Origin of the sequence: Pseudolactococcus plantarum (genome assembly GCF_002441715.1) — a bacterium.
Classification (GTDB): domain Bacteria; phylum Bacillota; class Bacilli; order Lactobacillales; family Streptococcaceae; genus Pseudolactococcus; species Pseudolactococcus plantarum.
In genome coordinates, this window is sequence record NZ_JXJX01000009.1 from 36,271 (window position 1) to 49,284 (window position 13,014).

14 protein-coding genes are annotated in these 13,014 nt (G+C 35.9%); 11 read left to right on the forward strand and 3 right to left on the reverse strand.

What is annotated here, in order from left to right; genetic code table 11:
• Nucleotides 1-55: 55 nt before the first annotated feature.
• Both RU87_RS06860 and RU87_RS06865 read right to left on the reverse strand, forming a co-directional pair.
• Nucleotides 56-1,222, reverse strand: coding sequence for a toxic anion resistance protein (locus tag RU87_RS06860; protein WP_068163375.1), 1,167 nt, complete (start codon nucleotides 1,220-1,222; stop codon nucleotides 56-58).
• Nucleotides 1,215-1,727 carry a 5-bromo-4-chloroindolyl phosphate hydrolysis family protein gene (locus RU87_RS06865; protein ID WP_082782180.1) on the reverse strand — a complete coding sequence of 171 codons (513 nt, stop codon included), beginning with the start codon at nucleotides 1,725-1,727 and terminating at the stop codon, nucleotides 1,215-1,217. Before RU87_RS06865 ends, RU87_RS06860 begins: the two co-directional genes overlap by 8 nt.
• 98 nt (nucleotides 1,728-1,825) lie before the next feature.
• Here RU87_RS06865 and RU87_RS06870 point away from each other — a divergent pair, with 98 nt between their 5' ends.
• The 11 genes from RU87_RS06870 to dltD all read left to right on the forward strand — a co-directional run bounded on the left by RU87_RS06870 (nucleotide 1,826) and on the right by dltD (nucleotide 11,284).
• Nucleotides 1,826-2,863 carry an NAD(P)H-dependent glycerol-3-phosphate dehydrogenase gene (locus RU87_RS06870; protein WP_068163367.1) on the forward strand — a complete coding sequence of 346 codons (1,038 nt, stop codon included), beginning with the start codon at nucleotides 1,826-1,828 and terminating at the stop codon, nucleotides 2,861-2,863.
• 1 nt (nucleotide 2,864) lies between these two features.
• Nucleotides 2,865-3,788, forward strand: a complete 924-nt coding sequence (gene galU / locus RU87_RS06875; protein WP_068163364.1) for a UTP--glucose-1-phosphate uridylyltransferase GalU — start codon at nucleotides 2,865-2,867, stop codon at nucleotides 3,786-3,788.
• A 128-nt stretch (nucleotides 3,789-3,916) separates the two neighbouring features.
• Nucleotides 3,917-4,330 (forward strand): NusG domain II-containing protein, encoded by a 414-nt coding sequence (locus RU87_RS06880; RefSeq protein WP_068163477.1) that lies wholly within the window; start codon nucleotides 3,917-3,919, stop codon nucleotides 4,328-4,330.
• Nucleotides 4,330-4,878, forward strand: a complete 549-nt coding sequence (locus RU87_RS06885; protein WP_068163361.1) for a Gx transporter family protein — start codon at nucleotides 4,330-4,332, stop codon at nucleotides 4,876-4,878. Before RU87_RS06880 ends, RU87_RS06885 begins: the two co-directional genes overlap by 1 nt.
• A complete protein-coding gene (locus RU87_RS06890; RefSeq protein ID WP_068163355.1) occupies nucleotides 4,875-5,819 on the forward strand; it encodes a polyprenyl synthetase family protein in 945 nt (314 codons plus the stop codon). Before RU87_RS06885 ends, RU87_RS06890 begins: the two co-directional genes overlap by 4 nt.
• Entirely contained in the window at nucleotides 5,816-6,535 is a 720-nt protein-coding gene (rsmG, locus tag RU87_RS06895) for a 16S rRNA (guanine(527)-N(7))-methyltransferase RsmG (RefSeq protein WP_068163353.1), read from the forward strand. Before RU87_RS06890 ends, rsmG begins: the two co-directional genes overlap by 4 nt.
• A 243-nt stretch (nucleotides 6,536-6,778) precedes the next feature.
• Nucleotides 6,779-6,892 carry a teichoic acid D-Ala incorporation-associated protein DltX gene (locus RU87_RS06900; RefSeq protein WP_068163474.1) on the forward strand — a complete coding sequence of 38 codons (114 nt, stop codon included), beginning with the start codon at nucleotides 6,779-6,781 and terminating at the stop codon, nucleotides 6,890-6,892.
• Between the two features lie 38 nt (nucleotides 6,893-6,930).
• On the forward strand, nucleotides 6,931-8,469 hold the full coding sequence (gene dltA / locus RU87_RS06905; RefSeq protein ID WP_068163350.1) for a D-alanine--poly(phosphoribitol) ligase subunit DltA: 1,539 nt from the start codon (nucleotides 6,931-6,933) through the stop codon (nucleotides 8,467-8,469).
• Nucleotides 8,466-9,728, forward strand: a complete 1,263-nt coding sequence (gene dltB, locus RU87_RS06910) for a D-alanyl-lipoteichoic acid biosynthesis protein DltB (RefSeq protein WP_068163347.1) — start codon at nucleotides 8,466-8,468, stop codon at nucleotides 9,726-9,728. Before dltA ends, dltB begins: the two co-directional genes overlap by 4 nt.
• A 46-nt stretch (nucleotides 9,729-9,774) precedes the next feature.
• Nucleotides 9,775-10,014: a D-alanine--poly(phosphoribitol) ligase subunit DltC gene (gene dltC / locus RU87_RS06915; protein WP_068163343.1), complete on the forward strand. Its 240-nt coding sequence runs from the start codon at nucleotides 9,775-9,777 to the stop codon at nucleotides 10,012-10,014.
• On the forward strand, nucleotides 10,007-11,284 hold the full coding sequence (gene dltD / locus RU87_RS06920; RefSeq protein WP_068163340.1) for a D-alanyl-lipoteichoic acid biosynthesis protein DltD: 1,278 nt from the start codon (nucleotides 10,007-10,009) through the stop codon (nucleotides 11,282-11,284). The genes dltC and dltD overlap by 8 nt, the downstream gene beginning before the upstream one ends.
• Before the next feature lie 83 nt (nucleotides 11,285-11,367).
• On the opposite strand, the gene purH is transcribed toward dltD, so the two are convergent.
• A complete protein-coding gene (gene purH / locus RU87_RS06925) occupies nucleotides 11,368-12,912 on the reverse strand; it encodes a bifunctional phosphoribosylaminoimidazolecarboxamide formyltransferase/IMP cyclohydrolase (RefSeq protein ID WP_068163337.1) in 1,545 nt (514 codons plus the stop codon).
• Nucleotides 12,913-13,014 lie beyond the last annotated feature (102 nt).

Consider the following 13,014-nt stretch of genomic DNA (forward strand, 5'->3'; position numbering starts at 1 on the left):
TATGTTAACTTTGTCAAAAATGGTATAGTCCAATTAAAAAAAAAACGAGCACCTGCTACTCGCTTTTTTCTTGATGATTGGATAACTCTAGCAATTTAGCTTTAATTTCTGCTTCTAACTGGCTTAATTCAACTTCTCCTTGACGACGTTTAACAGCACCCTCACGTTGAATTGTCATCGTTTCTTGTATCGTTTCGATTAAGTTAGCTTGCGTTGTCTTCAATGTTTCGATGTCGACTACGCCTCGTTCATTTTCCCGAGCTGCTTCTATCGAAGATTGTTTTAACATCTCAGAATTTTTGGTTAGTAAATCATTTGTTGTATTAGATACAATTCTTTGACTTGTTAAGGCATCTTTTTGTTTTAGCAGCGTTAAAGCAATAGCGACTTGGTTTTTCCATAAAGGAATTGCAGTATTAATAGATGTTTGTATTTTTTCTGCTAATTCCTGATTCGTATTTTGGATCATACGAATCTGTGGTGCTTGTTGAATCGTGATTTGACGTGCTAGTTTGAGATCAAACTGTCTTTTATCTAAGCGATTTTTATAATTTTCTAAATCAGAAATTTTTTGCACAGCAATCGCATTGTCTGCACTAGATTGTGCAGCTAGTCTTGCTTGTGGAATCGTCTGCTCATCTAATTCTTTTATTTTTAATTCTGCACCAGTAATATAAACACTTAAAGCGTTGAAAAAATCAAGGTTTTCAGCATACAAAGTTTCTAACGTTTTATTGTCTTCAAGTAACCCTTTGTATTCATGACTTAGTTTTATAGAGATTTTATCAATTCCAGCACCTAGTTTTTGGTATTTTTGTGTCACCTCAAATATAGATTTTTTGACTTTACCAAACATTTTTTTAAAGAATCCTGGATCTTCAGCTGCAAGATCACTTGGATTAGATTCTTGTAACTGATACATTAAATCTGTCAACGCCGTACCAACTTCACCTAAATCTTTAGTTTGTACCTTATTTAAGACAGATTGTGAAAAATCCCCGATTTTCTTTTGGGCTACAGCGCCGTACTCGATAACTGACTGTGCATTATTTTCATCTAAAGACTTAGCAAGTTCCTTAGCTTTACCCAACTCCTCTTCACTTAGTGATGGGACAGTCATAACATTTTGGCTCTCCACTACTTGCGTTTCAAGAGGTGGATTGCCTACTACTTTTGCTGCTTGATCCGCTTGCATCAACTCATCTAATAATTCATTAGCCATTTTCTACCTCATTTTTTACTTTTTCAATATCAGCACTCAAGGTCATTGTATACCTGTTAGCTATTTTTTCAGATAACTGTTTGATAACTTTTTGACTTTCAATTAATAGTGATTGATCAGTTTTCTCAACAGATTTTAAATTACTATATGTGTGGAGCAAGTCGATCATTGTTGGTAAATCTGAATATAAAAAATCATTATTTAACAATGCAGCACTAGGTTCTTTTACAATGAACTGAAATAATTTTTTCGAACTTGCAAGACCACCAGTTACACTTTCAATAATCTGAAGTGCTTCATCATGCTTTACAGCTTCCTCCCAACCTTTAATCTGATGCTTGGCATCAGTCATGGTTTGACGAAAAATAGTAATATCTTTGTCAGATAGTCCTTTGTCATGATAAGATTTGATTAATTTTGGATTCTTTTTTTCTTTACCATAGTCTACTATCAGCCATAAACATAACAGGATAACAACAACTATCATTATTAATATTATTTTCATATCACTATTTTATCATAATTTTTCTAGCTATTATCGGTCTTGAGTATGATTTTAAACTAGAATATGTTAAAATGAACTAGTATACAATTGGAGGAATTATGGCTCAGAAAAAAATCGCAGTCCTCGGACCAGGTTCATGGGGAACTGCACTATCACAGGTATTAAATGATAATCAGCATGACGTACGTATTTGGGGAAATAACCCTGAACAAATCGCTGAACTTAATGAAAAACACACAAATTCATTGTACTTTGATGATATTATTTTAGATCATAAAATTAAAGCTTATGATGATTTATCACTAGCATTAAAAGATGTGGATGCTGTATTATTTGTTGTGCCTACCAGTGTTACACGCTTGGTTGCCAAACAAGTGGCTGATACCCTTGACCACAAAGTTATTATCATGCACGCTTCAAAAGGACTTGAACAAGGCACACACGAACGTATTTCTACTATTTTAGAAGAAGAAATCCCTGAAACACTTCGGTCAGAGATTGTTGTTGTGTCTGGTCCTTCTCATGCGGAGGAAACGATTGTCCGCGATCTTACCTTGATCACTGCTGCTTCAAAAAATCATGAGACTGCTAAATATGTGCAAGCACTCTTTAGTAATGACTATTTCCGTCTTTATACAAATGATGATGTCATCGGTGTAGAAACTGCTGCTGCTCTTAAAAATGTGATTGCTGTAGGTGCTGGTGCGCTTCATGGTCTAGGATTTGGCGATAATGCTAAAGCAGCAATTATCACACGAGGCTTAGCTGAAATTACTAGACTGGGTGTTGCAATGGGTGCAAATCCGATGACCTATATTGGTTTATCTGGTGTTGGTGATTTAATTGTTACTGGAACCTCTATTCATTCACGAAACTGGCGTGCAGGTGATGCACTTGGACGTGGCGAAAAGATAGAAGATATCCAGAAAAATATGGGGATGGTAATTGAAGGCGTCTCTACTACTAAAGTAGCCTATGAATTGTCTAAAATGCTAGATATTGATATGCCGATTGTCAGTGCTATTTATAGCGTCATCTATGAAGGTGCTGATATCAAAGATAGCATCATCCAGCTCATGCGTCGTGAAGGACGTCCAGAAAATGAATATATTGTTGAAATAAAAGGGAAAAATTAATATGGCAATTCAAATACAACATCAAAAAGTACGTAAGGCAGTAATCCCAGCGGCTGGTTTGGGGACACGTTTTTTACCAGCTACCAAAGCGATTGCTAAAGAAATGCTACCGATTGTTGACAAACCAACTATCCAATTTATCGTTGAGGAAGCTCTCAAATCAGGTATTGAAGATATTTTAATTGTTACCGGAAAAGCAAAGAGACCTATAGAAGATCATTTTGACTCAAACATTGAACTTGAGATGTCTCTTAAAGAAAAAGGTAAAGATGACTTACTTAAGTTAGTTGAAGAAACAACGGATATTAATCTTCACTTTATCCGTCAAAGTCATCCTAAAGGTTTAGGACATGCTGTATTACAAGCAAAAGCATTTATTGGTGATGAGCCTTTTGTTGTCATGCTTGGTGATGATTTGATGGAATCTGAAATTCCTTTAACTAAACAACTCATCAATGATTATGAAAAAACACATGCCTCAACGATTGCTGTCATGAAAGTCCCACATCAAGAAGTTGATAAATATGGTGTCATCTCACCTAGTGGCGAAACAGAAAAAGGCCTTTATAATGTCGCGAATTTTGTTGAAAAACCCGCTATAAAAGATACCCCTAGCGATCTTGCTATTATTGGTCGTTACTTATTAACACCTGAAATTTTTGACATTTTAGATACGCAGCAACCAGGTGCAGGAAATGAAATTCAATTAACAGATGCCATTGAACGTCTCAATAAAACACAACGTGTTTTTGCTCGTGAATTTATTGGAAGACGCTACGATGTTGGCGATAAGTTTGGATTTGTGGAAACGACAATTGAGTACGGTCTGACGCATCCTCAAATTAAAGAAGCTTTACATGACTATATCATCAAAAAAGCAAAAGAGCTTGCTGCGACTGATAAAGCTGATAAAAAAACGACTTGATAAGAATGTTCTATTATGATGATAATAGGACATTTTTTGATAAGCAGAATTTTTTGCAAAATAGCGCTGTCAATCATTATTAGGCAGAAAATCATAAAAAATGATAAAATAGAGTCATGAATTCTTTCATGAACGACACCAAACATTTAAATAAACTAAAGATGAAACCATTTGATTTCATCCTTATCGTTTCTTTGATGCTCGCAAGTTTTTCTCCTTTACTCTTTTTTGTTAACAGGCATACGACTGGGCAAATCGCTCAGCTAAGAGTTAACAACAAACGCATCAAAGAGTTTGACCTCAGTAAAGATCAAGTTTTCACCTACTTTGATAAGCTTGACGGCGATCAGAATAAAATAACCGTCCGCGATGGTAAAATTGCCATCATTGACGCAAATTGTACTGACCAAATTTGTGTTAGAAAAGGGTTCATCAGTAAAACTGGTCAAACAATTGTTTGCCTACCTCATCGACTTGTCATCGAAATTATGCCTACAAATGAAAAGCAAACCGAGGATAAAGATAGAATAGTGGATTATTGATGGCACAATATACGCTTCACAAACATGTCTATATTGCTTTATTGACTGCAGTTGCAACCATCATGGGCATTGTAGAATCGTCGTTACCGTCTCCGTTTGCTTTTGCTCCTGGTGCTAAATTTGGCTTTAGTAATCTCATCGTACTCGTAGCTATTTTTACACTAAAAAAATCAGATGTGATCATCTTGGTAAGTATAAAATTGCTCCTGACTGGACTATTTACTGGGTTTTCAGTATTTTTATATAGTCTATCCGGTGGCATCCTTTCGCTTTTAGCCATGTATCTCATCAAATTATTGGGACCAAAATTAGTGAGTGTGGTTGGGATTTCAGTCGCTGGAGGTTTTTTCCATAATGTTGGACAACTGCTTATGGCCACTTTTATTTCTCAAACACCGACAGTACTTCTCTATCTACCATGGTTAGCATTTTTTGGCATGTTAGCTGGATGCTTTATTGGTATCGCGGGCAATTCCCTACTATATAAGATTAAACCAATCAATGACCTATTTATGAAAGAAAATAAAATTTGGATGACTGACTTATGACTTTTTGGACCCCATATCCCAAACTAGCTGATCAGCTTAATACCGTACAAGATACGATGTCTCATACCATTAAGATTAAAAATGAGCAGACACAACAAGCTATCTTATCATTAATCACTTCTGGTGGTAAAATGCTACGGCCTGCCTATCTATTATTATTTTCTGAATTCAGCTCACTCGATCAGGATAAACGTATTGCATTAGCTAGCTCTATTGAACTCCTTCATACAGCAACATTAATTCATGATGATGTGATTGATCAAGCACAAACGCGTCGTGGTGTTCCTACTATATCACACCTTTATGGCACTGATGTCGCTGTCTATGCTGGTGACTATTTATTTATTTGTGTGTTTAAGTTAATGGTTAACCATGCGCTCGACATGGCTCACTTATCAAAGCGTATCACTGCTATGGAGACTGTCCTAAATGGCGAACTTGCTCAGATGACTGTCCGATATGATCCAACGCAAACGATCAAGGACTATATCGCAACGATTTCTGGTAAAACAGGAGAATTATTTGCACAAGCCTGCGCTGTCCCATTAATTGCTGACAAACAACCACTGCTTGCAAAACTAGCATATGACATCGGTTTACATATCGGCATAGCCTTTCAAATCATGGATGACTATCTTGATTATACAAGTGATAGTGAAAGTTTTGGTAAGCCCGTCTTAGCAGATATTAGGCAAGGCATCTATACTGCACCTGTCTTATTTGCTATATCTGAGGATAAAAGAGTTGCACCGCTTCTCAACTCTAAAGCATATACGCAAGTATTAACGATAATAGCAGAAAGTGATGCACTAGACAAAACTTTCCAGCTTGCACAAAAACATACCAATATAGCCTTAAAACTCATCAACAAATTACCAGATAAACCAGTTAAATCTGATATTTTTCATATCACAAAAACTTTACTAGAAAGACAGCTATGACACCTGAAGTATTTTATAAAACACTTGAAACCTTTCATATTACGTTAACCGATACCCAAAAAGAACAATTTGAGACGTATTTCAAATTTTTAGTCGCTGAAAACGAAAAAATTAATCTCACCGCAATTACCACTCAAGAAGATGTCTATCTCAAACACTTTTATGATTCAATCGCACCACTTTTATACGGACTTATCGATAACACATCACTCCAGTTACTAGATATCGGTGCAGGTGCTGGTTTTCCTAGCTTTCCTATGAAGATCATCTTTCCAAACTTACAAGTAACCATCATCGATTCTTTAAACAAACGGATTAAATTCTTAGATGCACTGGTTGATAAATTGGGATTTGACAGACAGACAATTACCTTACTACATGGCCGTGCTGAAGATTTTGGACAAGATGCTAATTATAGAGGACAATTTGATTATGTGACTGCACGAGCTGTCGCAAGATTAAATGTCTTAACTGAATTAACACTACCATTTTTGAAAAAAAATGGTAAATTACTCTCACTTAAAGCCAGTCAGATGGTAGATGAAATGACTGAAGCTAAACAAGCAATTGCTATTTTAGGTGGAAAATTAGGGATACCACTCGACTATACTTTACCAAATGGTGATGAAAGACATCTTGTCTTAGTCGAGAAGAAAAAAGAAACACCAAAAAAATATCCTCGTAAAGCTGGTACACCAAATAAAAAACCGCTTTGAGTACAACAGTATCTAAAAAAATATATGTTGACCAACGCATAAGCACTCAATATATTAATCTTTCAAAAATGTTAGTATATTTTCGCTATTATTTAAGATTTTTCAAGCATTTTTTTGTTATAATATAGTGAAATGTTTTCAGAAAATATAGTGATATTATCATAATATTCACTTAATTAATTTAGATGGGAGACAAATGTGATTCAATATCTTTTACATTTACCAAAACAAGACAAGTGGCCAATGATTAAATTCATCTTACAAACCATACTCTATTTTTTCATTTTCTTAGCCCTACTTTATTTTTTTGGTTATACTGGAGTTGGACAAGGTAGCTTTATTTATAATGAATTTTAATCAGCAATCATCAAACTAAAAAAGAAAGAAGAATAGACATGCCAGTTTCAGATTTTATAGTGACGTTAGACGACTTTGCACGTACACAACCACAAGAAATAGTCTACGATATACTTGGACAAACCTATACTTATGGACAGCTTAAACAAGATTCAGATAGTCTAGCTGCTCACATCGATACCTTAAATTTAGCTGACAAGAGTCCTGTTATGGTATTTGGTGGGCAAGATTATAACATGCTTGTTGCGTTTGTTGCACTCTCAAAATCAGGGCATCCGTATATCCCTGTTGATGTCAATTCAACGACAGAGCGACTAACATCAATCATTGAGATTGCACAACCAAGTGCACTTATTGCTGTCCAACCATTACCTATCGCGTTAGACATCACCATTATAGACTCAAATTCATTAACACAAATTCTAGCTGAAAAAACACCTTACCAACTGACCCACCCTGTCAAAGGTAGTGACATCTACTACATCATCTTTACCTCAGGTACAACTGGTCAGCCCAAAGGTGTACAAATTTCACATGACAATCTATTATCTTTTGTGAACTGGGTATTAGAAGATCCTGAGTTTGACTTGCCAGCGAATGCAAAAATATTATCACAAGCACCTTATTCTTTTGATTTATCTGTTATGTCTTGGGCACCAGCATTAGCTGTTGGTGGCGCTTTATATGCCTTACCTAAAGAAAAAACTGAAAACTTTAAAGATTTATTTGCAGTGTTACCGCAGTTTCCTATCCAAGTTTGGGTATCTACCCCTTCTTTTGCGGATATGGTCTTGTTATCTGAAGATTTTTCAAGTGAGATCATGCCTGATCTGAAATATTTCTATTTCTGTGGTGAAGAATTAACAGTAAGTACAGCAAGTAAATTACGCCAACGTTTCCCGGATGCAAGGATTGTCAATTCATTTGGCCCTACAGAAAGTACCGTTGCTTTTTCTGCAGTGACGATTACAGATGACATGATCAACAAGGCTGAGCGTCTACCAATCGGTTATATCAAAAAAGATTCACCTACATTTATTCTAAACGAAGCTGGTGATAAACTTGAAACTGGTACTGCGGGTGAAATTATTGTAACAGGTCCTGCTGTATCAAAAGGATACATCAATAACCCTGAAAAAACAAAACAAGCCTTCTTTGAATTAGATGGTCAACCAGCTTACCATACTGGGGACTTAGGCTTACTTGATGATGATGGCATGCTACATTACCAAGGTCGGATGGATTTCCAAATTAAATTTAATGGCTACCGAATTGAATTAGAAGAGGTCGCACATGTTTTAAATCTATCTAACTATGTTGAAAGTGCCGTTGCCGTACCGAGATATAATGCACAACATAAAGTACAGCAACTACTTGCTTATATTGTCGTTAAACCAGGTGTAAAAGCTCAATTTGATAAAGAGTTATCGCTGACTAAAGCAATCAAGGCTGAGCTTGTAGATGAGATGATGGCTTACATGATGCCTTCACGTTTTATCTACAAAGAAACGCTACCCATTACGCCAAATGGTAAGATAGATATCAAAACCTTGATAGCGGAGGTGAATAATCGATGAGCGCGCTGCTACAATCCCTTCCCAATTGGCAACCTTATGGCACACCACATTATCTGGCTATTTTATTTATAGCTCTGATACCCATTATTATTGCTATTTTATTTGGGAAAAGATTACCCATCTATGAAGAACTTGTGTCTATCGGATTCATCAGCTTGATGTTTGGTGGGACACATTATAAACAATTTTTCGCTTTGGTATTTTTTATCATCTGGCAGTCTGCAGTTGTCTTGATTTATCAAGGTTATCGTCGAAAACATGACAATAAGTATGTCTTTTATCTTAATGTGTTATTGACACTACTGCCACTGATTATTGTAAAAGTGAACCCTATTGTAGTTGGACATAATTCGCTTCTTGGTTTCTTAGGTATTTCATATCTGACTTTTAAAACTGTTGCGATGATTATGGAAATGCGTGATGGCGAATTAACATCCGTCACTATCTGGTCATTATTTAGATTTTTGATTTTCCTACCTACTATCTCGTCTGGTCCGATTGATCGCTATCGTAGATTTAATGAAGATTATCTCACTGTGCCAAGTCAAGACGAGTATGTTTCGATGATTGGTAAAGCAGTCTGGTACCTCATGGTAGGTGCACTGTATAAATACATCATATCGTACATATTGGTGACCTATATTATTCCGCCTATTAAACTATCAGCTTTAATTCATGGTGGGCTAATCAATTGGAAAACCATAGCTTACATGTATACTTGGGGATTAGATTTATTCTTTGATTTTGCTGGATATTCTATGTTTGCCGTTGGTATTTCATATATCATGGGAATTAAAACACCTATCAACTTTAACAAACCATTTTTAGCAAGAGATTTAAAAGATTTTTGGAATCGTTGGCATATGTCATTAAGTTTCTGGTTCAGGGATTTTGTTTTCATGAGATTAGTTTATACCTTGATGAAGCGTAAAGTATTTAAGAATCGTAATACAACATCAAGTGTTGCTTACTTAATTAATATGACTATTATGGGATTTTGGCACGGGTTGCATTGGTATTATGTGACTTATGGTGTCTTCCATGGTGTCGGCTTGATCATCAATGACTGGTGGATTCGTAAGAAGAAAACAATCAACAAGTCACGAAAATTGGCTGGACGAAAACCATTGCCAGATAATAAATGGACACATGCCCTTGGAATCTTTATCACATTTAATGTGGTTATGGTTAGTTTATTAATCTTCTCTGGTTTTCTGGATACACTCTGGTTCCACAACAAATTCGCCAAACTAAAATAAAAAATATATCACTCAACAATGCATTGCAACTTTATAGGAGAAAAAAATGGACATTAAAACAACAGTAATTGAGATTATTGACAACTTATTTATGGAAGATATTTCAGATATGATGGATGAAGATCTTTTTGATGCAGGTGTTTTAGACTCTATGGGGACAGTCGAGTTAGTCATCGAGTTAGAATCAACTTTTAATATTAAAATTCCAGTGTCAGATATGGGGAGAGATGACTGGAATACAGGTAATAAAATAGTCGAAGGTGTTAAGGAATTACAAAATGCTTAAGCGACTATGGTATATTTTCGGTCCCATTATCATTTCTCTCACCCTATTATTGCTACTCTTGCTGTTTTTACCAGTCAATCAATCACATGACTTATATACAGAAAAAAAAGCAGCAACTGCTTTGACGCCTATCGTCTTCAAAAATACAGCGCTAAAACAACAAGCACTATCTGATCCAAATCACCGTTTTGTTCCATTCTTTGGTTCTAGTGAATGGACAAGATTAGATTCCATGCACCCTTCTGTACTTGCAGAAGCTTATCATCGTAAGTATACGCCATTCTTACTCGGCTTAAAGGGAGCGGAATCTTTAACACAATATTTCGGTATGCAACAGATCAAACCGGAACTTAAAAATAAAAAAGCGGTATTTGTCATTTCTCCACAGTGGTTCATCAAATCTGGACAAAATCAAAACGCATTTAACTTTTACTATGCGAGTGATCAAGGCTACCATTTTCTAGAATATGCTAAAAATACTGCTGAAGATAAATATGCCGCAAAACTATTCTTAGCGATGTCTCCTAATAGTTCTTTGAGTAAATATATGGAGAAAGTTGCTAAAGGTGAGAAACTAAGTTGGTTTGATTTGTGGCAAATTAACTTACTCAAAACATTATCTGTCCATGAAGATGCTTTATTTGCACGTTTTCAATTCAGCAATAATTTTGATAAGATAATCAAGCCTCATGCAAAATCACTACCTAAACCTTATAATCAAAAGAAACTTTACCACCATGCTCTAGCACTTGGTAGAAAAAATACTAGTAATAATGATTTTGAAATTTCTAATGGTTTTTTTACAGATCGTATTCAAAAATCATTACCTCAACTCAAGGACAGTCAAAGAAACTTTTCTTATGTTAAGTCCCCTGAATATAATGATTTCCAACTTTTACTCAGTGAGTTCGCTAGTAATAAGACTGACGTCATGTTTGTCATACCACCAGTTAATGGCAAATGGCAAGACTATACCGGTTTAAGTCAAAAAATGTATGAGACAACAGTTGATAAAATTCGTTTTCAACTCTATTCACAAGGCTTTACCAACATTGCTGATTTATCTAAAGATGGCAATAAACCCTATTTTATGCAAGATACCATCCACTTTGGCTGGACAGGTTGGCTAGCATTTGACCAACACGTTAATAAATTTTTAACAACAAATAGCAAAGATGCCCCAACCTATAAGCTAAATAACTATTTCTTCACAGAAAGATGGGCCAATAAGCCAAATATTTCAGAGTTAGACACGTCTTTGAATCATTAATTAATAATAAAAAATACCTCTAAGATTTGATCTTAGAGGTATTTTTTATTACGCTTCTTATTATGCAACCTTCCTAAATAAGCTTAGTGTCTGAAATGACGAGCGCCTGTGAAGACCATGGCGATACCATGTTTATCTGCTTCATCAATAGCATCTTGGTCACGTACTGACCCACCAGGTTGAATAATTGCTTTAATACCAGCTTTTGCAATCTCTTCAACATTATCTGAAAATGGGAAAAACGCATCTGATGCCAATACCGCACCATCAAGTCTATCCGCTGCTTGTTCAATGGCAATTTTCACAGAAGCGACACGATTCGTTTGTCCTGGTCCCACACCTAATGTTTGATGATCATTTGTAATGATGATCCCATTTGATTTGACATACTTAACTGATCGCCAAGCAAATTCCATCGCTGCTACTTCTTGCTCACTAGGTTGACGTTTTGTAACAATTTCCCAACTATCACGTAATTCTACCGTTGTATCCTGATTTTGAACGAGTAGACCGCCGACAACACCTGTCACCTCTACTTCACGCTCTGAAGCTTTTTGTTGATCAAAATCAAGTGCCAAGATACGTAAATTTTTCTTTTTAGTTGTTAAAATAGCCAATGCTTCATCAGTATAGCTAGGTGCAATGATAATTTCTAAGAAGATATCATGCATTTTTTGTGCAGTTGCTGCATCAACTTCACGGTTTAACACAACGATACCACCAAAGATAGAGACAGGATCAGACGCATACGCATAATCCCATGCTGATTCTATCTCTTCTGCTGTGCCAATCCCACAAGGATTCATATGTTTAAGTGCAACCACAGTAGGTGCTGTAAAGTCACGGATAATGCGAATTGCTGCATCTGCATCACGAATATTATTAAATGACAGTTCTTTCCCATTTAATTGTTTGGCTTGCGCAATCGAATAAGCAACTGGTAAACCTGTTTCATAAAAATCAGCATCTTGCTGTGGATTTTCACCATATCTCATGGCTTGTTTTAAATCATAAGTTAACGTGAGTTTTTCTGGTTTTTCAACGCCAACTTGTTCAGTAAAGTATGCTGCGATCAAAGCATCATAAGCAGCTGTATGTCTAAAGACTTTTGCAGCTAATTGTTGACGTATTTCATAGCTAGTCTCTGCATTTTCAGACAATTCACTTAACACAACTTCATAATCCAGTGGATCAACGACAACTGTAACACTAGCATGGTTTTTAGCCGCTGAGCGAAGCATAGAAGGCCCACCGATATCAATATTTTCAACCGCATCAGCATAACTAACATCAGGCTTCATAATCGTTTCTTTAAACGGATATAGATTAACGACGACTAGATCAATAGGTGAAATATCATGTGCTTCCATAGCTGAAACGTGTGTATCTAGATCACGTCGTGCTAATAAACCACCATGTATTTTAGGATGTAGTGTTTTCACACGACCATCCATCATTTCTGGAAATTCAGTTACTTCATCAATTGCAATCGTTACGATACCAGCTGCATCCAAAGCTGTTTTAGTCCCACCAGTTGAAATAATCTCCCAGCCTAAAGCTTGTATCTTCGTTGCAAATTCAACGATTCCAGTTTTATCACTCACACTAATTAAAGCTCGCTTCGCCACGTTATTCTCCTTTTTTATAAAAAACTTATTACAACTCAATTCTAATTGTTTTTTAATCACTTTAATAGTAAATAACGGATAAATATCAGAAAATCAGGTTTA

Coding starts and splice junctions, on each gene's coding strand:
- dltB (WP_068163347.1), top strand. CDS start 8,466: ATGAGCGCGCTGCTACAATCCCTTCCCAATTGGCAACCTTATGGCACA.
- RU87_RS06870 (WP_068163367.1), top strand. CDS start 1,826: ATGGCTCAGAAAAAAATCGCAGTCCTCGGACCAGGTTCATGGGGAACT.
- RU87_RS06865 (WP_082782180.1), bottom strand. CDS start 1,727: ATGAAAATAATATTAATAATGATAGTTGTTGTTATCCTGTTATGTTTA.
- dltA (WP_068163350.1), top strand. CDS start 6,931: ATGCCAGTTTCAGATTTTATAGTGACGTTAGACGACTTTGCACGTACA.
- RU87_RS06880 (WP_068163477.1), top strand. CDS start 3,917: ATGAACGACACCAAACATTTAAATAAACTAAAGATGAAACCATTTGAT.
- dltC (WP_068163343.1), top strand. CDS start 9,775: ATGGACATTAAAACAACAGTAATTGAGATTATTGACAACTTATTTATG.
- RU87_RS06890 (WP_068163355.1), top strand. CDS start 4,875: ATGACTTTTTGGACCCCATATCCCAAACTAGCTGATCAGCTTAATACC.
- rsmG (WP_068163353.1), top strand. CDS start 5,816: ATGACACCTGAAGTATTTTATAAAACACTTGAAACCTTTCATATTACG.
- galU (WP_068163364.1), top strand. CDS start 2,865: ATGGCAATTCAAATACAACATCAAAAAGTACGTAAGGCAGTAATCCCA.
- RU87_RS06860 (WP_068163375.1), bottom strand. CDS start 1,222: ATGGCTAATGAATTATTAGATGAGTTGATGCAAGCGGATCAAGCAGCA.
- RU87_RS06885 (WP_068163361.1), top strand. CDS start 4,330: ATGGCACAATATACGCTTCACAAACATGTCTATATTGCTTTATTGACT.
- RU87_RS06900 (WP_068163474.1), top strand. CDS start 6,779: ATGATTAAATTCATCTTACAAACCATACTCTATTTTTTCATTTTCTTA.
- dltD (WP_068163340.1), top strand. CDS start 10,007: ATGCTTAAGCGACTATGGTATATTTTCGGTCCCATTATCATTTCTCTC.